At 58.9% G+C, this 20,654-nt stretch carries 21 protein-coding genes and 2 tRNA genes; 13 read left to right on the forward strand and 10 right to left on the reverse strand.

Features of this window, described 5'->3' with window-relative positions; translation table 11 throughout:
* Window positions 1-55: 55 nt before the first annotated feature.
* The 11 genes from BN1117_RS13370 to BN1117_RS13420 all read left to right on the forward strand — a co-directional run bounded on the left by BN1117_RS13370 (window position 56) and on the right by BN1117_RS13420 (window position 10,048).
* The gene (locus tag BN1117_RS13370) at window positions 56-928 is read left to right on the forward strand and encodes a Dam family site-specific DNA-(adenine-N6)-methyltransferase (RefSeq protein WP_040098114.1); all 873 of its coding nucleotides are present in this window, start codon (window positions 56-58) and stop codon (window positions 926-928) included.
* Between the two features lie 188 nt (window positions 929-1,116).
* On the forward strand, window positions 1,117-1,791 hold the full coding sequence (rpe, locus tag BN1117_RS13375; RefSeq protein ID WP_040098116.1) for a ribulose-phosphate 3-epimerase: 675 nt from the start codon (window positions 1,117-1,119) through the stop codon (window positions 1,789-1,791).
* The gene (locus tag BN1117_RS13380; protein WP_040098118.1) at window positions 1,778-2,446 is read left to right on the forward strand and encodes a phosphoglycolate phosphatase; all 669 of its coding nucleotides are present in this window, start codon (window positions 1,778-1,780) and stop codon (window positions 2,444-2,446) included. Before rpe ends, BN1117_RS13380 begins: the two co-directional genes overlap by 14 nt.
* A gap of 42 nt (window positions 2,447-2,488) precedes the next feature.
* Window positions 2,489-3,493 (forward strand): tryptophan--tRNA ligase, encoded by a 1,005-nt coding sequence (trpS, locus tag BN1117_RS13385; protein ID WP_040098120.1) that lies wholly within the window; start codon window positions 2,489-2,491, stop codon window positions 3,491-3,493.
* A 118-nt stretch (window positions 3,494-3,611) separates the two neighbouring features.
* Window positions 3,612-3,827: a hypothetical protein gene (locus BN1117_RS13390; RefSeq protein WP_040098122.1), complete on the forward strand. Its 216-nt coding sequence runs from the start codon at window positions 3,612-3,614 to the stop codon at window positions 3,825-3,827.
* Between the two features lie 20 nt (window positions 3,828-3,847).
* Window positions 3,848-4,429, forward strand: coding sequence for an aminodeoxychorismate synthase component II (locus BN1117_RS13395; RefSeq protein ID WP_040098124.1), 582 nt, complete (start codon window positions 3,848-3,850; stop codon window positions 4,427-4,429).
* 276 nt (window positions 4,430-4,705) lie between these two features.
* Entirely contained in the window at window positions 4,706-5,923 is a 1,218-nt protein-coding gene (locus tag BN1117_RS13400) for an aspartate aminotransferase family protein (protein WP_040098125.1), read from the forward strand.
* 76 nt (window positions 5,924-5,999) lie between these two features.
* Window positions 6,000-7,019 carry an arginine N-succinyltransferase gene (gene astA / locus BN1117_RS13405; RefSeq protein ID WP_040098127.1) on the forward strand — a complete coding sequence of 340 codons (1,020 nt, stop codon included), beginning with the start codon at window positions 6,000-6,002 and terminating at the stop codon, window positions 7,017-7,019.
* 72 nt (window positions 7,020-7,091) lie between these two features.
* The gene (gene astD / locus BN1117_RS13410; protein WP_040098129.1) at window positions 7,092-8,561 is read left to right on the forward strand and encodes a succinylglutamate-semialdehyde dehydrogenase; all 1,470 of its coding nucleotides are present in this window, start codon (window positions 7,092-7,094) and stop codon (window positions 8,559-8,561) included.
* 195 nt (window positions 8,562-8,756) lie between these two features.
* Complete coding sequence (locus tag BN1117_RS13415) at window positions 8,757-9,554, forward strand: DUF1338 domain-containing protein (RefSeq protein WP_040098131.1); 798 nt, start codon at window positions 8,757-8,759, stop codon at window positions 9,552-9,554.
* A gap of 233 nt (window positions 9,555-9,787) precedes the next feature.
* Window positions 9,788-10,048, forward strand: a complete 261-nt coding sequence (locus BN1117_RS13420) for a hypothetical protein (RefSeq protein ID WP_040098133.1) — start codon at window positions 9,788-9,790, stop codon at window positions 10,046-10,048.
* Between the two features lie 84 nt (window positions 10,049-10,132).
* Here BN1117_RS13420 and BN1117_RS13425 read toward each other — a convergent pair whose 3' ends face one another.
* Window positions 10,133-10,735 (reverse strand): HAD family hydrolase, encoded by a 603-nt coding sequence (locus BN1117_RS13425; protein ID WP_040098135.1) that lies wholly within the window; start codon window positions 10,733-10,735, stop codon window positions 10,133-10,135.
* Window positions 10,736-10,908: 173 nt separating this feature from the next.
* On the opposite strand from BN1117_RS13425, the gene BN1117_RS13430 reads away from it, so the two are divergent.
* Window positions 10,909-12,285, forward strand: coding sequence for an MDR family MFS transporter (locus tag BN1117_RS13430; protein WP_209435244.1), 1,377 nt, complete (start codon window positions 10,909-10,911; stop codon window positions 12,283-12,285).
* On the opposite strand, the gene BN1117_RS13435 is transcribed toward BN1117_RS13430, so the two are convergent.
* The 7 genes from BN1117_RS13435 to pnuC all read right to left on the reverse strand — a co-directional run bounded on the left by BN1117_RS13435 (window position 12,286) and on the right by pnuC (window position 18,168).
* Window positions 12,286-13,917 (reverse strand): glycoside hydrolase family 13 protein, encoded by a 1,632-nt coding sequence (locus BN1117_RS13435; protein ID WP_040098137.1) that lies wholly within the window; start codon window positions 13,915-13,917, stop codon window positions 12,286-12,288.
* Between the two features lie 192 nt (window positions 13,918-14,109).
* Window positions 14,110-14,511, reverse strand: coding sequence for a DUF1622 domain-containing protein (locus BN1117_RS13440; RefSeq protein ID WP_040098139.1), 402 nt, complete (start codon window positions 14,509-14,511; stop codon window positions 14,110-14,112).
* A 59-nt stretch (window positions 14,512-14,570) separates the two neighbouring features.
* Window positions 14,571-15,491, reverse strand: a complete 921-nt coding sequence (locus BN1117_RS13445) for an alpha/beta hydrolase (RefSeq protein ID WP_040098141.1) — start codon at window positions 15,489-15,491, stop codon at window positions 14,571-14,573.
* An 87-nt stretch (window positions 15,492-15,578) separates the two neighbouring features.
* Complete coding sequence (gene yqfB, locus BN1117_RS13450) at window positions 15,579-15,905, reverse strand: N(4)-acetylcytidine aminohydrolase (protein WP_040098143.1); 327 nt, start codon at window positions 15,903-15,905, stop codon at window positions 15,579-15,581.
* 42 nt (window positions 15,906-15,947) lie between these two features.
* On the reverse strand, window positions 15,948-16,619 hold the full coding sequence (locus BN1117_RS13455; protein WP_040098144.1) for a Crp/Fnr family transcriptional regulator: 672 nt from the start codon (window positions 16,617-16,619) through the stop codon (window positions 15,948-15,950).
* Window positions 16,620-16,723: 104 nt separating this feature from the next.
* Window positions 16,724-17,449, reverse strand: a complete 726-nt coding sequence (locus BN1117_RS13460; RefSeq protein ID WP_040098146.1) for a nucleoside phosphorylase — start codon at window positions 17,447-17,449, stop codon at window positions 16,724-16,726.
* Entirely contained in the window at window positions 17,446-18,168 is a 723-nt protein-coding gene (gene pnuC / locus BN1117_RS13465; protein ID WP_040098148.1) for a nicotinamide riboside transporter PnuC, read from the reverse strand. Before pnuC ends, BN1117_RS13460 begins: the two co-directional genes overlap by 4 nt.
* A 263-nt stretch (window positions 18,169-18,431) precedes the next feature.
* Here pnuC and BN1117_RS13470 point away from each other — a divergent pair, with 263 nt between their 5' ends.
* Entirely contained in the window at window positions 18,432-20,264 is a 1,833-nt protein-coding gene (locus BN1117_RS13470; protein WP_040098149.1) for an SLC13 family permease, read from the forward strand.
* A gap of 167 nt (window positions 20,265-20,431) precedes the next feature.
* Here the strand turns inward: BN1117_RS13470 and BN1117_RS13475 are convergent.
* A tRNA-Leu gene (locus BN1117_RS13475) sits at window positions 20,432-20,515 on the reverse strand.
* A gap of 8 nt (window positions 20,516-20,523) precedes the next feature.
* Window positions 20,524-20,600: transfer RNA gene (locus tag BN1117_RS13480), tRNA-Met, on the reverse strand.
* Window positions 20,601-20,654: the final 54 nt, after the last annotated feature.

The raw sequence follows: 20,654 nt of genomic DNA on the forward strand, positions 1-20,654 counted from the left end.
AGGGGGTAGAATCGTCCCCCTTTTTGGGTCTTGCCTTCTTACACACCGGATTTCCATGAAAAAAACACGCGCTTTTTTAAAATGGGCCGGGGGAAAATATTCCCTGGTTGAAGAGATTGCCGAGCGCCTGCCGGCCGGGCGTGTGTTGCTGGAGCCCTTCGTTGGTGCCGGTTCCGTCTTTCTCAATACCGACTACGATGCCTATGTGCTCAATGACATCAATCCGGATCTGATTGCCCTCTATAACCACCTTAAAGAGAGACCGGACCGTTTCATTTATGAAGCGAACAAGCTGTTTGTGGCAGAGCACAACCACAAGGCTGCCTATTATCGGCTGCGCACCCAGTTCAACCAGACCGATACCAGCTTCGAGCGTTCCCTGCTGTTCCTCTTCCTCAACCGCCACGGCTTCAATGGCCTGTGCCGTTACAACAAGAAGGGTGGCTTCAACGTACCGTTCGGTTCTTACAAGAAGCCCTACTTCCCGGAAAAAGAGCTGTGGGCCTTTGCCGAAAAGGCGCAGAAAGCGACCTTTATCTGCGAGAGCTATGCCGATGCCATCAAACGGGCCGAAGAGGATTGGGTTATCTACTGTGATCCCCCCTATGCGCCGCTCTCGACGACGGCAAGCTTCACCACCTATGCAGCTGGCGGGTTTACTCTGGACGATCAGGCTGTACTAGCCCGCCTGGCGCGTCATACGGCGGCACATAAGGGGGTGCCGGTACTGATCAGCAACCACGATATCGAACTGACCCGCGAGCTCTATCGTGGTGCCCGCCTCGACGAGATCCTGGTCAAGCGTACCATCAGCCGCAACGGCGGCACCCGTAACAAGGTGGCCGAGTTGCTGGCGCTCTATCCACCCGGGATCGAGCCTGAGCAGGGCTACTACCCCAGCGACAGCGAACTGCTGCCACTGGCGTAACTGACCATGCGGCGCCCAGGGGCGCCGTTTCTTATGGGCAAGTCCGCGCCCGTGCCGATGCCCCAAAACCCGGGTGGTTGGAGTAGGGAAGGTGATTGCCCCATTTCCCCCGTATTCGAGTCGTTTTCACCTCGCATTTACGTTAAAATTGCGCCGTTTTTTCCCCTGGCTGCCAATGGATGATGCTGATGAAAGATTTTCTGATTGCCCCCTCGATCCTCTCTGCCGATTTTGCCCGTCTGGGTGACGATGTCGCCAAGGTGCTGGCTGCCGGTGCCGATGTGGTTCACTTCGATGTGATGGATAACCACTATGTCCCCAACCTGACCATTGGCCCCATGGTCTGCCAGGCGCTGCGTGACTACGGTATCGAGGCCCCCATCGACGTGCACCTGATGGTCAAGCCGGTGGATCGCATCATTCCTGATTTTGCCAAGGCAGGAGCTTCCCTCATCACCTTCCACCCGGAAGCCTCCGATCACGTTGACCGCTCTTTGGGCCTGATCAAGGAGATGGGCTGCCAGGCGGGTCTGGTGCTCAATCCGGCCACTTCGCTCTCCTGCCTCGAGTATGTGATGGACAAGCTGGATGTGATCCTGCTGATGTCGGTCAACCCGGGCTTCGGTGGCCAGAGCTTTATCCCCGGTACCCTCGACAAGCTGCGTCAGGTGCGTCGCCTGATCGATGAGAGCGGCCGCGATATTCGCCTCGAGATCGATGGCGGGGTGAAGGTCGACAACATTCGCGAGATCGCCGAAGCGGGCGCCGACATGTTTGTCGCCGGCTCTGCCATTTTCAGCCAGCCTGACTACAAGGCGGTGATCGACCAGATGCGTGCGGAGCTGGCTCATGTCACACGCTGAGCGCGCATTTGATTTGGTGCTGTTCGATCTGGACGGCACCCTGATCGACAGCGCCGCCCAGTTGGCACTTGCGGTCAATCTGACGCTGGCTGATCTGGGTCTGGAACAAGCTGATGAAGCGGTGATCCGTACCTGGGTAGGCAACGGCGCCGACAAGCTGATCCAGCGGGCGCTCGCCTACCGCGAGGCCGACCCCGAGCTGTTTGCCAAGGCCCGCCCGATCTTTTTCCAGCACTACAACGCCTGCTTGCTGCAGGGGCTGGCGATGTATGAGGGAGTGGCGCAGAGTCTGCATCGCCTGCAAACCCTGGGCTACAAACAGGCGATCGTCACCAACAAGCCGAGCGACTTCGTGGCTCCGATCCTCGATGCTCTTGGCATCAGCGATTGCTTCGAACTCTGGCTCGGTGGCAACTGCGTGCCGGTCAAGAAGCCGAGCCCGGAGCCCTTGCTGCACGCCTGCCAGGAGTTGGGGGTGAGCCCGGTACGCACCCTGATGGTGGGTGACTCCGAAAATGACGTGCTGGCGGCCAAGGCGGCTGGCATGAAGGTGGTGGGGCTCACCTATGGCTACAACTATGGCCGCCCCATCGCCGACTCCCGGCCTGACTGGGTGTTTGAACACTTTTCCCAGCTCGATGCCCTGCTGAACTGAGCGTGTCGCCAGACTGGCTGAATAACAAGGATTACTACTCTCATGACCAAACCAATCGTATTGAGCGGGGCGCAACCCTCCGGCCAACTGACCATCGGCAACTACATGGGGGCCCTGCGTCAGTGGGTCAACATGCAGGATGAGTACGACTGCCTCTACTGCATCGTTGACCTGCATGCCATCACCACTCGCCAGGATCCGGCTGCCCTGCGCAAGGCGTGTCTCGATGCCGCCGCCCTCTATCTGGCGGTCGGTATCGATCCCAAGAAGAGCACCGTCTTTATCCAGTCTCACGTGCCGCAGCACGCCGAGCTGGGTTGGATCCTCAACTGCTATACCCAGATGGGTGAGCTGTCGCGCATGACCCAGTTCAAGGACAAGTCCGCCCGTTTCGAGAATAACGTCAACGTTGGCCTGTTCGGTTATCCGGTGCTGATGGCGGCCGACATCCTGCTCTATCAGGCTAATCAGGTGCCGGTCGGCAACGATCAGAAGCAGCATCTCGAGCTGACCCGCGACATCTGCACCCGTTTCAACAACCTCTATGGTGACGTGTTCACCCTGCCGGAACCCTTCATTCCGACCGAAGGGGCGCGGGTGATGAGTCTGCAGGATCCCACCAAGAAGATGTCCAAGTCGGATGACAATGAGGCCAACTTCATCGGCCTGCTGGAAGATCCCAAGCAGATCGTCAAGAAAATCAAACGTGCGGTAACCGACTCCGACGAGCCGGCTGTGGTTCGTTTTGATCCGGAAAACAAACCGGGGGTCTCCAACCTGCTGACCCTGATGTCCGGTGTGACCGGTCGCTCCATCCCCGAGCTGGAGCAGCATTTCGAAGGCAAGATGTACGGTCACCTCAAGACCGAAACTGCCGAAGCCGTGGTGGCGCTGCTGGAACCGATCCAGGCCCGTTTCCACGCATTGCGTCAGGATGAGGCCCATCTGATCGCAATTTTGGCAGAAGGAGCACAAAAGGCGCGCGAAAGAGCTGAAAAAACCCTGACCAGCGTATATGATGTAGTCGGCTTCGTTCCTCGAGCCTGACATACTGGGAAGGTGTAGTAGAAGAGAGCTGGGTATTTGCCTGGCTTTCTTTATTTTCTGCCCTGCTATTTTTGTTTAATTTTTTATTTTAACGTGGGTCATATCCCCAAGAGTAAGCATGTCTGTTCAACCAACTATTTCTGCTGAAGAGCTGAGTGACAAAGGTCACTGGCTACGTAAATTTCGCAAGGCAAAAAACCTCAATACCCTGCAATTAATGGTCTCCAATGCCATCGACAAACACCATAAAGCCCCTGCCGTTGCTGCCGCCATCTATCTGGCCGAGTGTCAGCGTGAACGGGAACTGGAACAGGGTCGTTTTCTCGACCGTTAATATCTGCCGCTGGTTATCTCATGTTGCTGTTAATTGATAACTACGACTCTTTTACCTGGAATCTGGTGCAATATTTCGGCGCCCTGGGGCAAGAGGTGGTGGTGAAGCGAAATGATGAACTGACGCTTGATGCCATCGCGCAGCTCTCCCCCCGTTTTCTGGTGATCTCTCCCGGCCCCTGTACGCCCAATGAGGCGGGGATCTCTCTCGACGCCATCAGCCACTTCGCTGGCAAGCTGCCCATTCTCGGCGTCTGTCTCGGTCATCAGTCGCTGGCGCAAGCCTTCGGTGCCCGTGTCGTGCGTGCCCGCCAGGTAATGCACGGCAAAACCTCGCTCATTCGCCATCAGGGCGAAGGGGTATTCAAGGGACTCAACAACCCGCTGCGGGTGACTCGTTACCACTCGCTGGTGGTGGAGCAAAACAGCCTACCTGACTGCTTCGAGGTTACCGCCTGGAGTGAACATGCCGATGGCTCGTTTGACGAGATCATGGGGTTGCGCCACAAGACGCTTCCTGTCGAGGGGGTTCAGTTCCATCCGGAGAGTATTTTGAGTGAACAGGGCCATCAGTTGCTGGCCAACTTTCTGGCGCGTTCATAAAAAGTTGTGATCGCCTTCTCAAGTTCGAGAGAAGGCAAAAAAAATTTCCCTGACACTTTATTCACCCCCTCTCTTGCCCAAATTATCTCTTGCCAAGCCCCCCTGAGTCGTTATGCAATGCGGTTGCCTAAAATCTCAAGGACAATCGAACATTGTTCCTTATAGGCCGTCTTGTTACAGACTTTTTACTTTATTTCTGTGATAATCCCGCCACGTTTACACGGATTTAACTTTTGGGCGGTGGATTATTCTGTCGCCGAATCGAAGGAGAGCTATATGTCAGAGTTGTTGGCAGTGACACGTGAAGTGTTTGATGAAGTGATGGTTCCCAACTATGCGCCCGCCAAAATCATCCCGGTGCGTGGTGAAGGATCACGTGTCTGGGATCAGGAAGGGCGTGAGTATATCGACTTCGCCGGTGGCATCGCCGTCAACGGTTTGGGTCACTGTCATCCCAAGCTGGTCGAGGCCCTGAAAACCCAGGGCGAGAAGCTGTGGCACCTCTCCAACGTTATGACCAACGAGCCGGCCCTGCGTCTGGCCAAGAAGCTGGTCGCCGCCACCTTCGCCGACAAGGTCTACTTCTGCAACTCAGGCGCCGAAGCGAACGAAGCGGCCCTCAAGCTGGCTCGCCGCTACGCCATCGAGAAGTTTGGCGAGCATAAGACCCAGATCATCGCCTTCAATCAGGGCTTCCACGGCCGCACCTTCTTTACTGTCAGCGTCGGTGGCCAGGCCGCCTACTCCGATGGCTTCGGTCCCAAACCCGGTGACATTACCCATGTTCCCTACAACGATCTGGCGGCACTGGCGGCGGTGATCTCCGACAACACCTGTGCCGTGGTGATGGAGCCGCTGCAGGGGGAGGGGGGCATCATTCGTCCCACCGACGAGTTTGCCAAAGGGGTGCGCGAGCTGTGCGACAAACACAATGCCCTGCTGGTGTATGACGAAGTGCAGTCAGGGGTCGGCCGGACCGGTGATCTCTATGCCTATATGGGTCTGGGCGTCACGCCGGACATCCTCACCAGCGCCAAGGCTCTGGGGGGCGGTTTCCCCATCGGCGCCATGCTGACCACCGGCGAAATTGCGTCTTACCTGAAAGTGGGTACTCACGGCTCTACCTATGGCGGCAACCCGCTGGCCTGTGCGGTCGCCGAAGCGGTGATCGACGTGATCAATACCCCGGAGGTGCTGGCGGGCATCAAGCAGCGCGAACAGCTGTTCCGCGATGGCCTTGAAGCAATCAACGCCAAATACCACTGCTTTAGCGAGATCCGCGGTAAGGGTCTGCTGCTGGGCGCCGCCCTGAGCGAGGACTTCAAGGGGCGTTCCCGCGACTTCCTGCTGGCCGCCATCGATCAGGGGCTGATGGCACTGGTGGCGGGTACCAATGTGGTGCGTTTTGCCCCTTCACTGGTGATCCCGGAAGCGGACATCAAGGAAGGGCTGGCCCGCTTCGAGCAGGCGGTTGCCCAGGTGGTTAACGCCTGATTGCAAATTGAGGTGGGGAGCCCTCCCGGCAGGAGCCGGGACCCCACCTGTCGTCAATGAAAGGGAGTTGTCATTTATGTTGGTTATTCGACCCATCGAGCAAAAAGATTTTGCCGGGCTCAAGACCTGCGCTATCGAGTCCGGCACCGGCATGACCTCGTTGCCTGTCAACGATGAGCTGCTGCAGCGCAAGATCGATGCCTCTACCCAGACTTTTTCCGACAAGCCCGCCGGCAAGGGGGATTGCCTCTACTTCTTCGTGGCCGAGGATCTGGAGAGCGGCGAGATGGTGGGCACCTGTGCCATCGATGCTGCAGTCGGTCTCTCTCAGCCGTTTTATAACTACCACATTGGCAAGGTGGTGCACTCTTCTCCCAAACTCGGCATCTATAACGTCGTTGAGACCCTCACCCTCTCCAACGACTACACCGGCAACTCCGAGCTCTGCACCCTGTTCTTGCGCGAATGTGCTCGCGAGGGGCTTAATGGCCGCTTGCTCTCCAAGCACCGTTTTCTGTTTATGGCCGAGCACCCGGAGCTGTTTGACAAGACCGTCTTCGCCGAGATGCGTGGGGTCTCCGATGCCAATGGCCACAGCCCCTTCTACGAGTGGCTGCAAAAACATTTCTTCTCGATGGATTTTCCTACCGTCGACTACCTGACCGGTATTGGCAAGAAGCGCTTTATCGCCGAGCTGATGCCCAAGTACCCCATCTACGTCAATCTGTTGAGCAATGAGGCCCGCGCCGTTATCGGTCAGACCCACGAGAAGACTCGTCCCGCCATCAAGATGCTACAGGACGAGGGCTTCGTGAATCGTGGCTACGTCGATATCTTCGATGCCGGCCCCACCGTTGAGTGCGATGTGCAGAACATTCGCAGCGTGCGTCGCAGCAAGAAGCTGCGGGTGCTGGTGGGCGAGCCCATTGGTGGCAAGACCCACCTTATCTGCAACAGCCGTTTCGAACAGTACCGCGCCTGCTACGGCAATATCCGGGTCGATCTCGATAAGCACGAAGCCATCATCCCGCCCAAGATGGCGGCGGCAATCAAGGTGCAGGATGGCGACATGGTGCGGGTGGTTGACCTCGACTGAGGCAAGCAGGACAAGCAAACTGATTATCAGACAGGTAGCCGAGGCCGCCTGTCAGCGACAGGGAGTGAATGGATGAGCCAGTTAGTGCAATTTATCAATGGTCAATGGCTTGCCGGTGAAGGCAAGCCGTTCGAATCTATCGATCCGGCCAGAAACGAGGTGATCTGGCAGGGTGCTGCCGCCAGCGCGGCGCAGGTGGATGCCGCCGTCAAGGCCGCCCGTGCCGCCTTCTACCACTGGGCGGATATGATCCTTGAGGATCGTCTGACCATAGTGCGCCGTTATGCTGACCTGCTCGGCGAGCAGAAAGAGGCGCTGGCCCTGACCATCGCCCGCGAAACCGGCAAACCGCTGTGGGAGACCCGCACCGAAGTGGCCGCCATGCAGGGCAAGATTGCCATCTCTATTCGTGCCCACGATGAGCGCACCGGCACCGTTGAAAATGCCATGCCGGGCGCCAAGGCGTTTGTCCGTCACAAGCCTCACGGTGTGGTGGCGGTGTTCGGCCCTTACAACTTCCCGGGCCATCTGCCCAACGGCCATATAGTCCCGGCGCTGATTGCGGGTAACGCCGTGGTATTCAAACCCTCCGAGCTGACCCCCATGGTGGCGGAAGCCATGGTCAAGGTGTGGCAGGAGGCCGGATTGCCCAAGGGAGTGCTCAATCTGGTGCAAGGGGAGGTCGAGACCGGCAAGGCGCTGGCTGGCAACCCGGACATCGACGGCCTCTTCTTCACCGGCTCCTCCCGCACCGGTCATTTCCTCCATCAACAGTTTGCCGGTCAGCCGGGCAAAATTCTGGCGCTGGAGATGGGCGGCAACAACCCGCTGATCGTGAAAGACGTGAGCGACATCGACGGCGCCGTCCATGCCATCGTCCAGTCTGCCTTCATCACTTCCGGTCAGCGTTGCACCTGCTCCCGCCGCCTGTTTGTCGAGCGCGGCGAGCGGGGCGATGCGCTGGTCAAGCGACTGGTCGAGGTGGTCAGCCAGATCAAAGTCGGTCTCTATGATGCCGCCGAGCAGCCGTTTATGGGCTCGATGATCAGCGAAAGAGCGGCCCTCGGCATGGTCGAGGCGCAAGCCAACCTGCAGCGCCTCGGTGGCGAGAGCCTGCTCACTCTCAAGCACCTGGAAGCGGGTACCGGCTTTGTCTCCCCGGGCATTATCGACGTGACGGCAGTCAAGGCGCTGCCGGATGAAGAGTACTTCGGCCCGTTGCTGCAACTCATTCGCTATGACGATTTCGATGCCGCCATCGACCAGGGCAACGCCACCAGCTTCGGCCTCTCGGCCGGTCTGCTGGGGGACAAGGAGGCGGACTGGCACCACTTCTTCAAGCGCATTCGCGCCGGTATCGTCAACTGGAACAAGCCCATTACCGGTGCCTCCAGTGCCGCGCCGTTTGGTGGCATCGGCGCATCCGGCAACCACAGGGCGAGCGCCTACTACGCCGCTGACTACTGTGCGTATCCGGTTGCTTCCGTCGAAGACAGCAAGGCCGCCATGCCGGAGCAGCTGTCTCCTGGCTTGACGTTTTAAGATCAAATGGGGATGCCAATGCCGCAGAGATGGCTCAACGCCGCCGACTACTGTGTCATATCCCCGGTTGCCTCCGTTGAAGACAGCAAAGCCGCTATGCCGGATCAGCTGTCTCCCGGTCTGATCTTCTGACAATAACAAAACGGGGCATCCGGCGGGTGCCCCCATCTGTACCCGCAATCAAAGGAAAGAGAGATGCAAAAGGATATCGACACCCTGTTCAGCCATCTGTGGGACAACTACATCAAGGTGACACCGAGCGCCCTCAAGGTGCACACCCTGTTGGGCGGCGGCGAGCCCATCGTCAACGATCACGTGGCGTTTCGTACCTACAACCTGCCCAAGCTGGGGCTGGAGAAGCTGGCTGCCCACTTTCTGGCGCTCGGTTACGAGCAGAAGGGCGAGTACGTCTTCAAGGCCAAGAAGCTCTACGCCAAGCACTTCGAGCATCAGGATCCGGACGCGCCCAAGGTCTTTATCAGCGAGCTGAAGGTGGAAGAACTCTCCGCAGACGCGCAGGCCATCATCCACAAGCTGGTGGATCAGGTGCCCGATCATCTGACCGATACCCCGGCATTTCTCTACGCTGGCGCCCCCTGGCAGGTCTCCTATGCCGACTACCAGACCCTGCTGGCGGAGAGCGAGTATGCGGCCTGGATGGCGGCCTGGGGTTATCGTGCTAACCACTTCACCGTCAACATCAACCGCCTGAAGGACTTTGACACCATCCAGCAGGTGAATGGGGCGCTCAAGGCGGCAGGCTTCGTGCTCAACAGTGTCGGCGGTGAGGTGAAGGGCGATCCCGAGGTGATGCTGGAGCAATCCTCCACCATGGCCGACAAGGCAGATGTGCCCTTCACCGATGGCGTGCGCACCATCCCAAGCTGCTTCTACGAATTTGCCCTGCGCTATCCGCAGGCTGACGGCGTGCTCTATCCGGGTTTCGTCGAAGCATCAGCCGACAAGATCTTCGAATCGACGAATGCCATGTAACGGGAACCACCCTGTTTCATTCACAACGCCTCCTTGCCGGAGGCGTTTTGTTTGGCGCCGAGTGACAGTGGCGGGGTTGCCTGAAGCTGAGTGACGAGGGGATTTGTACGGGGCTCAACGGGTAAGGGGTTGTTGATAAAAGTGTGAACTAGATCACTTTTAATGTCCCATATTGGCGCAAGTGGTGGAGCAAAAAGGAGTAGAATGACGCTTTGTTTTTACGGGGCCAATCGATGCCTAACTATCACTTTTTCAAGCAGGGTCAGGCGCTTACCTATCTAGATGCCAATGCGCCCAGCTATAGCGATGAGCGTCGCCAACTGGTCGAACAGGGATTTGCCGCCATCGCCACTCCCACCTTTGCAGATACCCCGGCCCAAGCCCTTGAACTGCTTCGCACTCATCAGGCACTACAGGATGAGGCGCAGGCCAACGCCCTTTGTCTGACGGTTGCCACTATTCCGGCGGCGATCGCCACGCTGTCCGGGCACTGACGCTGTCGCCATGCTCACGTAAACAAAAAATGGTGCCACTGTGATGGCACCCTCTTATCGGTTTGCCTGCTTGCCCTGGGCCCTTTACCGCTGGTGCAGGTCACCTTCGATAACCAGCACGGTATCCATCCCAGCAGCCTTGCCTGCTTCAAGCCCGATCCGGGTATCTTCAAACACCAGACAGTTGGCGGGATTGGCGCCGAGCAGTTCGGCCACCTGCAAGAAGGTGTCGGGATGCGGTTTGTGGTTGGTGACATCATCGGCACTCACCACCACCGAGATATAGGTATCGAGCCCGGAGTTTTTCAGGATGGAGTCCGCCTGACTGCGCGGTGAGCCGGTGCCAATCCCCATCTTGACCTTGCCGTGATAGTGCCTGACCAGCTCCCACATCTTGGGAAAGACGCTGACCTGGTCGATATGTTCCATATAGAGGGCTATCTTGCGGCGGGTGAAGGCCTCAACGTCCACCGTCAGCCCCTGCTGCTCGGCCAGCATGGCGATGATCTTGCGGGTGGGAATGCCGCCATACTGATAAAGCTGATCCCGCTCAAACGGGATAGCAAACTCGGCGCAGGTGAGCTCCCAGGCATCCAGATGAAGGGGCATGGAATCCACCAGAGTGCCATCCATATCGAAAATCAGGGCATCGTAGTGATCAAACCCGTACTGCTCACGCTCACTCATGGGGGATCCTTGAATCAAATAGAGCAGGCTAGCAGAAACGGTCGGCGCTTTGTGGGATCGGCTTCATGGTTGGACAGATTATGGTCGCCGTTTTTTCTATCTCTTGCTGATTTGTGAGACAATAATCCGTTCATTGCCAGATACTTTGGCATATCAGATCTGCGAGTCCCCTTATGACCTCGAGAATATCCCCTAAAACCGTCTTCTCCAGTGTGGCGCTGGTGATCGCGCTCGGTTCACTGGAAAAGAGCATAGTCACCACTCCGTTGCCCATGATTGGCGCCGAGTTGAATGCCGGTGCCGCTCTTACCTGGGTGGTCACCGCCTACCTGCTGGCCGCTACTGCGGTGCTACCTGTGTACGGCAAACTGAGTGATCTGTTTGGCCGGGTGCGGATGCTCAATATCGGTATTGGCCTGTTTCTGGCGGGCTCGGTAGCCTGTGCCCTTTCACAGGATCTGCCGACCCTGCTGGCGGCCCGGGTGCTGCAAGGCATGGGTGGCGGCGGCCTGATCGCCCTCGCCTTTACCGTGATTGCTGACACCATTCCACCGCGGGAGGTGGGCAAGTACCAGGGCTACATTTCGGCGGTCTATGCGGTTTCCAGCATTGCGGGGCCCTTGCTTGGTGGCTACTTTACCGAACAGCTCAGTTGGCGCTGGATCTTCTGGATCAATCTGCCGCTTGGGGCGCTGGCGGTCTTTCTTATCAACCGCAATCTCAAGCAGCTCAATGTCCGTCGTCACAGTCGTTTCGACTGGAAGGGGGCGGGTCTGCTGATTACCGTCACTACGCTCACCCTGTTGCTGCTCTCGCCAGAGACCGCCCTGCCCGCCATCTGGCTGGCGGGTGCGCTGGTGGTGGCCTTGCTGCTGCTGATCCTGATTGAGCGACGGGCTCACGATCCCATCCTGTCTGCTCATCTGGTCCGGCTGCCCGGCTATCTGGTAAGCCTGCTACTGGTGATGTTATCCCAACTGTTGCTGTTCGCGGTGCTGGTTTATTTGCCGTTACAAATGCAGTGGCAGAAGGGGATGAGTGCCACCGAGAGCGGCGCCATCATGGTTATCTTTATGCTCTCGATCACCGCAGGGGCCTTTGTTGGCGGCAAGCTGATTGGCCGTACCGGTTACTACAAGCGCTTTGTGGCGGTAGGATTTGCGCTGGCAGCGCTGGCGCTGTGGCAGATCCACTTCGACGCCTGGGTCAGACTGGCGCTCTGCTTGGCCGGTATCGGTCTCGGTCTGGTGCTGCCAGCCCTGTCGGTGGTGGTGCAAAATGCCCTGCCACGGCAGGATCGCGGCATCGGCATGTCGCTGTTCAACTTCGGCCGTGAGCTGGGGGGGGCGGTGGGGGTGGCCATCTGCGCCATGCTGTTCCACTCCCGGTTGCCCGCAGGCAGTGCCGATCAGCTCAGTTCATTGAGCCCGCAACTGCTAGCCCCCGCGTTCAGTGCCACTTATATCGGGATGGCAATCATTGCCACCTTTGCATTGCTGCTTACCCTACTGGCGCTCAAGCGCCATGAGCTGGCTTCTATCAATACTTGATCAATCTGCTAGCCATACAGCGCACTGGTAAGGGGAAAATAACGGGGCTGGCTGGCCGGGGTAGTTGCCTATCAGCAAGCTCATGCTGTCTGTTACCTTGTCAAAGTGGGGCATCGGCAAGGCGTTGTCGGTGAGATTGGCGAGCAGCAACAGGGTGTGTTGCTCGCCCGTTTTCGGGTCTTGCCAGTGGCGGCGATAGCTGATGCGCTCGGAGTCATCCCCATCCAGCAGCTCGAAATTGCCGTGGCGAACGACAGGGTGAGCCTTGCGCAGGGTGATAAGCTGGCGATAGCAGTGTAACGGCGAGTCAGGGCGGGCCAGCTGCTCGGCTACGTTGATTTCTATGTGGTTGGCGTTGAGGGCAATCCAGGGCGTGGTGGTGCTGAATCCGGCGTAGGGGCCGTTGTCCCACTGCATCGGGGTGCGGGCGTTGTCGCGGCCGATGGCATCAAGCCGCCGACCCAGCTCGGCAGGATCCAGCCCTGGCTGGCTGGCGCGGTAGTTGATGGCCTCCACATCGCGCAGCTCGCCCGGCTGCCAGTGGCGGTTGGTCATGGCCAGCTCCTCCCCCTGATAGATGAAGGGAGTGCCCTGCATCATGTGCAGCACCATGGCCCACAGCCTGGCGCTGGTTTCACGCCACTCGGGCCTGTCATCGCCAAAGCGGGAGACGGCGCGGGGCAGGTCGTGGTTGCCGAGAAACAGGCTGTTCCAGCCCTGACCGTGCAGCCCTTGCTGGTGGCGGGCCATGGCTCGCTTGAAGGCGAGGGGATCGAAGCGGGATGACCATTTGTCACGGCCCAGCCCCAGATGCTCGAAGTTGAACACCATGCTGAACTCGCTGCCATTGGTGTTGGAGTAGTGCTGCATATGGGCGAGATCGGCCGACCATGTCTCGCCGACAGTGATGATCCCCTTGCCGCCGAAGCTCGCGGCATTGAGCTCGCGGATATAGTCGTGCAGGCGCGGGCCGTTGCTCATGGCAAGCCGGTCCCACTCCTTGCTCACCATATCGATCACATCGAAGCGAAATCCCTTGATCCCTTTGCCCAGCCAGAAGTTGATCACCGCCGCCATCTCGGCCCGCACCGCCGGGTTGTCCCAGTCGAGATCAGCCTGACTCGCATCGAAGTTGTGCAGGTAGTAGCGATCAAGCGCTGGCACATACTGCCAGCCACTGCCGCCGAAGATAGAGGTGATGGGATGGGCATCGACAAAGGCCTTGTCCCGAAATACGTAGTACTCCTGATAGCGGGGATCACCGGCCAGCGCCTGCACAAACCACTCATGCTCGGTGGAGGTGTGGTTGGCGACGATATCCATCATGATGCCGATGCCGTGAGCGGCCGCCTCGGCTATCAGCAACTCCATCTCGGCCAGAGTGCCGAAGGCGGGGTCGATGGTGCGATAGTCCGCCACGTCATAGCCGTTGTCACGCTTGGGGGAGCGATAGATGGGGGTGAGCCAAAGCATATCGACTCCGAGGGTGGTCAGATAGTTGAGGCGCTGACGGATGCCGTTGATATCGCCCATGCCGTCGCCATCGCTGTCCTGAAAACTCATGGGGTAGATCTGGTAGATGACACAGCTATCGAGGTCGATATCGGGGGAGTGGAGTGTATGCGGGTTCATCAGCGTGGCCGGTTGGGGGAGGAGAGTGTCTATCTTACGCAGATGAGCGGGCAGTCAACAGGGCAGGGGAAACCTTGAAAAGGGTTCCATTATTGAGTGATGGCTAAAAGTGAGGGATGGGTCACAAAGGTGCCATCCAGAGCCATTTGTGTGGTCGGGATGGCGGTTTGCTCATATGCCCTGCATGAGCCGTTATCGGGTGGCCTTGGCCTGCTCGGCGTTTGGCTCCAGCTGGCGCTCTGCCTTCTCTTGCTGGCGTTCAGCCTGCGCCTCCAGCTCCTTGCCAAGAAAGTAGTTCAGGAAGGTGCGGATCACCGCGATGATGGCAAGGCGAATAAGCTCCTCCTTGCTCGGTGCCACTGTGGTGGCCAGGATGTCGGCGGCGAGCTGAAACTCCAGCGCCAGAATGAGCCAGCTGCCAAAACAGAGGCGGATACGCGGAAAGCCGGGCTGGTGATCCCGCACTCGCGCGGCCAGCCAGAGGGTCTTGCCAAGCCCTATCACCACGCAGGCGATGGAGATAAGCTCCAGTAGTAACTGGAACCATTCGACCCCGTGCATCATCCCCTCTTTCAGACTCGCTATCTCAAACACTCGGGTTACCTCACTGATTCAAAAGAGCACATTATTAATATAGCCAGGTAAAGGCCAAATCAGAGTCTCCCGATAAGCAGTGAGGTCTGTTCTATGAGCTGACGCGCAGCCGGGCTGACTCCTGCCAGTTGGAAGAAGCCGTGTATAACACCCAGTTGCCGCTGACAGGTGGTTGTGACACCGGCTTGCAGCAGTTTGCGATAGAGGGCTTCCCCCTCGTCGCGCAGTGGATCATATTCCGCCGTAACGATATGGGTCGGCGGTAATCCTGACAGGTCCGGATGGTGGAGCGGGCTGGCTTCGGGATGAGGAGCGGGCAGCTCCCCCAGATAGGCCTTAAAACCGCTTAACAGCATGTCGCGGGTGATGAGGTAGTCATCCCCTAGCTGTCGATAACTTGCACTGTCCCCTGCAGCATCGAGCATCGGATAGATGAGCAGTTGGGCTGCAGGCAAGGGGGCGCCTCGCTCCTTGAGTCGCAAGGTGGTGATCAGGGCGAGGTGGCCGCCGGCGCTGTCGCCCGCAAGGACAACCCGCGCCGGGTCCCCATGCCATTTCTCCACATCGGACATGATGGTGAGCGTAGCAGCCAGTGCGTCATCGTGGGCGGCGGGATAGGTATGTTCAGGTGCAAGGCGGGTATGTACTGCGAACACCAGTGCCTCGGCGCGATTGCACAGCATCCGCATCTGGCGGTCGTGGGTGTCGAAATCGCCGCTGACAAAACAGCCACCATGAAAGTAGATAAGGGTGGGACGGCTTGTACTTGAGGCTGGCGCTGGTTGATAGAGGCGGATGGAATAATGGCCATGTTGCCACTCTTCAACGGCGCCAACTTCCTCCCGTTCACCGCCCAATATGGCAGAAGCAAGATAGCCTTCACGTCGCTCCTGCCAGCTCAGGCTGCTCGTCTTGGGGCGGCCTGCTGCAATGAACTCCGCCACCATGGCCGCAATGGCCGGTTCAAGTTGTGTATCCATAACGCACCAATAACTGTATATAAAAACAGTTATTTTGCGCCTTTAGCCAGAGAGCGCAACCGGCGTTAGCTGAGGCAGCTCACAAAATCAGACTTCAAGCAGCTGGAATTCAATCACATAGAACGGCGGCAGATCGGGGTAGATATTGCGGATCACATCTTTAAGCTCGGGGAGGGTCATGTTCTCCTGGCGGGCGTGTTCATCATTGAGCTCATCGAAGGCGACCGCCTTGACCGAGAGCACCTCTATGGTGCCAAAGGGCTGGTGCTCCGGGTTGGTGAACAGGGCTAGCCGCTGGCCGGGTCGCCAGTTGGCTTCGCGCTCGTCGCGAATGGTGATGGTCTTGTGGCCCGCCTGAATATCGGCGACGAAGCGGCTGAAGAAGGTGAATGCGGGATAGGGATGGGCAGACATGGTGACTCCTGGCTGGGTGAACCTAAAGTGGGTGAATGGAAATCAAAGGTCGAGATAGGCGCGCAGCCTGGCCAGATCGGCGATGACGGGGCCGTCACTGCCGTCGGCAACTATGCCCTGTTCGACCAGCTCCTTGAGGGCGCGGCGGTAAACCCGCTCGGTGGTACCGAAGCGGGCCGCCTCGTGAGCCCGCTTGCGCGATCCCAGCATCGGAGTGCGCTGGCGTTCTCGCCATAGCTCATAGGCGATGTTGTAGGCGATGGGGTGGAGCAGCCGGCTGGTGGTGATCTCCAGGGTATCGAGATAGTCGCTGGCAAGTGCGGCGGCGAAAAAGAGGGTCAGTTCGGGTTCGACCAGCAGCCGCTGGGCCAGCTTGTGGGCGCAGATGATCCTGGCGTCCAGTTCGGTCTCGGCCACCACGTTCCACTGCACCGGGGTGGCGCTGAAGAACTCCATCTCGCCAAAGATCTGGCTCTGACACGCAATTTCGCCAAGCTGGAAGCGGCGGCCCGAGTGCACTGTGCTGTTGAGGGAGATCCTGCCTCGCTCGATCAGATAGAGCTGCTCGCTCTGCTCCCCCTGGCGCATGATGAGTTCGCCCGGCAGGTAGCGGCGCAGAAACAGGGTGCAGTCATCAAGTGCCACGGCAAAGCGGGGTTCAAGCTGCTGGAGTTCGGCATGAAAGCGGCCGAGGGGGTAGGGTTGTTGCTGCATGACGTGTCTGTCGCACCGATGACGAGGGCCATGAGGCTAGCAAGAGTGCGGGCCGGATACCAGCCCGCCTCCTGTCGAATGTGCCGCAGTTAACGGTTTGCGGTTTATTGCACCAGAGCGTGGAGGGCGGCGGCGATGGCTTGCTGCTCACCGGCCATCATTGCCTGTTCGGCGCTGGCGTAGTCCGCCACCCCTTGCTGCACATCCTGCTCGAACAGCACCACGTTGCAGAGCACGGCGGCGACCCGCACCTTGCGCAGGCGACCAACGGTCAGCAGGGAGGCGGTCTCCATATCGGCGCCCAGTACGCCGCGGGCATGCCAGTAGCGGCACACCTCCTGCTCGTCATCCCGATAGAAGCTGTCGTGGGATCGTACCAGCCCGTGCCAATGAGGCTGGCCGCTGGCCGCCACATGGTTGAGCAGGGCAGCTTGCAGCCAGATATCGGCGCAGGCGGGATACTCGGCTGGCAGATAGGCCTGCGAGGCCCCCTCATTGCGTATCGCCCCTTCCACCACAATCAGGTCGCCCAGCCCGATGTCGTGTTGCAGGGCACCGGCGGAGCCGACCCGAATAAGCGAGCGGGCACCGGCTTGCACCAGCTCCTCCAGCGCGATAATGGCCGAGGCGCCACCGATGCCGGTGCTGCAGACCGTGATGGGCAGCCCCTGATAGCGGCCGTTGATGAGGCGAAACTCCCGGTTTTGTCCCAGCACTTCACACTGTTCGAGCTGGCTGGCGATCCGGTCGACCCGGGCCGGATCGCCGCACAGCACCACTCGCTCGGCAATCTGGCCAGGACGGCATTGCAGATGGGCTAGCAAGCTCATGCGATCGCTTCCTGCTGTGGACGTTTGGCACTCAGCATCCAGAGGCGAGTGCCGTTGGCGGCGATAAACAGCAGGATCAGGTACTCCAGCGACATGGCGTAGACGCCTTGGGCGGCATAGACACCGATGCTGATGATGTTGACGATCACCCAGAGGATCCAGTTCTCCACATATTTACGGGTCATCAGGATCTGGGCAACCACCGAGAGCACCGTCATGGTGGCATCCCAGAACGGGAAGGCATCAGGGGAGGGCTCGGGGGTTGCCAGGTTGGCACCAAACAGGTTGAGCACAGAGACCGAGGTGCGCGCCAGGGTAGCGAATACCGGGTCGATATAGCGGGTCAGCAGGGCGATGGCCAGCACGCTCACGGCGGCGGTCACCATCAGTTTGGATTTGCTGAGCCAGCGGACCTGCAGGACGTCCCCCTGATCGTTGGCGGGGCGGGTCCAGGCGTACCAGCCGTAGAGATTGGCGCAGAAGAAGAACAGCTGCAGCAGCAACAGTCCGTAGAGCTGGATCTGGAAGAAGATGATGGCAAACAGGGTGACGTTGATAAGGCCAAAAAGGTAGTTGATGGTCTTCTCCTGACTGGCGAACCAGATGCAGGCCAGGCCAAACAGGGTGCCGATGGCTTCAATCCATGACATGGCATAGCCGTCACCCAGCGGAATAGTCACCAGGGTGTGATTGATGCTGAACAGCTCGAATATGCTCATTTTCTGATCCTTAAGGGATGAGGGGGGTGTGCAAGGGCGTCATTCTAATGGGGGGAGGGGAGAAGGGGCAGGACTTTTGTCCGCCCCGGGCTTGGCCCATATCAAAGAAATCGCCGCTGCTGCCCGGTTATTCCAGCAGTGATGGGTTATGGTGCCCCCGCTGGCCGGACTTTATTGATATGTAGCAAGATGATAGCGCCATGGCTGTGGTCTGATAGAGTCCACTCTCCGGGAGGAGAATCACGTGATAAAAGGAGGTTGTATTGAATTCCGAGCTTGTCTGGGTGCTCTGTCTGCTGGCTGGCGCCATCTATCTCTTTATGACCAACAAGGTGCGGATGGACGTGGTCGCCCTGGGCGTGGTCATCCTGTTTGTGCTGAGCGGCACCCTCACCCTGTCGGAGGCGCTGGCGGGCTTTAGCGATCCCAACGTTATCCTGATCGCCGCCCTGTTTGTGGTGGGTGAGGGGCTGGTGCGCACCGGCATCGCCTATCAAGTAGGGGATGCATTGGTGAAGGTGGCAGGCAGCAGCGAGACCAAGCTGCTGGTGCTGCTGATGGTGGCGGTGGCGAGTCTGGGGGCTGTGATGAGCAGCACCGGGGTGGTGGCCATCTTTATCCCGGTGGTGCTGAGCGTGGCGAACCGGATGGGGATCCCCGCTGGTCGCCTGATGATGCCCCTCGGTTTTGCCGGGCTGATCAGCGGCATGATGACGCTGGTGGCCACGCCCCCCAACATGGTGGTCAACAGCGAGCTGATGCGCCACGGCATTCATGGCTTCGGCTTCTTCGATTTCACTCCTATGGGGGGGCTGATCCTGGGGCTGGGGATTATCTACATGCTGCTGGTTCGTGGCTCTTTAGTGGGCGCGGGAGAAGAGGGCAAAGGCAAGCCGACCGGGCGCCGCACCCTGCGCGATCTGATCCGAGACTACCGGCTGGCCGGTCGGGCTCGCCGTCTGGCGCTGCACCCTGACTCCCCGTTGATTGGCCACACCCTGGACGAACTGCAACTGCGCGCCCGTTATGGTGCCCACGTCATCGGGGTGGAGCGCTGGCGCAAGTTTCGTAGGGTGATGATGCCGGTCTCGGGGATCAGTGAATTTCAGGCCAAGGATGTGCTGCTCATCGACATGTCCGATCCCGAGGTGGATGTGCGGGCGTTTTGCACCGAGGCGCGGCTTGAGCCGATGATCCTGCGTGGGGAGTACTTCTCCGATCAGGCGCGAGAGGTGGGGATGGCCGAGGTGTCGCTGATCCCCGAGTCCAAGCTGCTGGGTAAAAGTGTGCGGGAGGTGACCTTCCGATCCAGCTATGGCCTGAGCGTGGTGGGGCTGCGTCGCGATGGTGAGGCGTTGGCAGGCAAGCTGGTGGATGAACCGCTGCTGATGGGGGATACCCTGCTAGTGGTGGGAAACTGGAGCCATATCCGGCAACTGCAGACCCACAGCCGCGACTTTTTGCTGATGGGGTTGCCCGCCGAGGTGGACGAGATGGCCCCCGCCCGCAGTCAGGCTATCCATGCGCTGTTGGCGCTGGGGGTGATGATCCTGTTGATGGTGACCGACCCGGTACCCAATGTGATTGCGGCCTTGATCGCCTGTCTGCTGATGGGGCAATTTCGCTGTATCGACATGGAGAGTGCCTACAAGTCGATCCACTGGCCGACCCTGATCCTCATCGTCGGCATGCTCCCCTTCGCGTTGGCGTTGCAAAAAACCGGTGGGGTGGATTTGATTGTTGGTGGCCTGATAAGTGCGGTGGGAGAGATGGGGCCAAGGGTGATGCTGGCCAGCCTGTTTGCCCTCTGTGCGGTGATCGGGCTCTTTATCTCCAATACCGCCACAGCTGTACTGATGGCGCCTATTGCGCTAGGCACGGCGCAGCAGATGGGGGTCTCGCCCTATCCATTCGCCATGACCATCGCCATCGCGGCCTCGGCGGCCTTTATGACGCCGGTCTCGTCACCGGTTAATACCCTGGTGTTGGGGCCGGGCAACTACAAGTTTGTCGACTTTATCCGTATCGGGGTGCCATTCACCCTGTTGGTGATGGTAGTCAGCGTGGTGGCGATCCCCTGGTTCTTCCCGTTCTGAAACCGGGAGACAAGATTGGCAAGGGGGGCTCGGAATAAGTGAAGAGTGAGGTGAACAGAAATTGACGTGGGGATGGGTTAATAGCGGAGCGAGATAAAAACTGGGGAGAGACAAATTTCAGATACAAAAAAACCAGCGTGAGCTGGTTTGTTTGGTACTGCTATTAATGGTGCGGAAGGAGAGACTCGAACTCTCACGCCTAGGGCGCCAGAACCTAAATCTGGTGCGTCTACCAATTTCGCCACTTCCGCAATATTAATGGTGGCTATGACGGGATTCGAACCTGTGACCCCCGCATTATGAGTGCGATGCTCTAACCAACTGAGCTACATAGCCGTTTGTTATCAACCACTGAGGTGGAAGAGAACAGAAAAATGGCTGGGGTACTAG

The sequence above is a fragment of the Aeromonas australiensis genome, from assembly GCF_000819725.1.
GTDB lineage: Bacteria > Pseudomonadota > Gammaproteobacteria > Enterobacterales > Aeromonadaceae > Aeromonas > Aeromonas australiensis.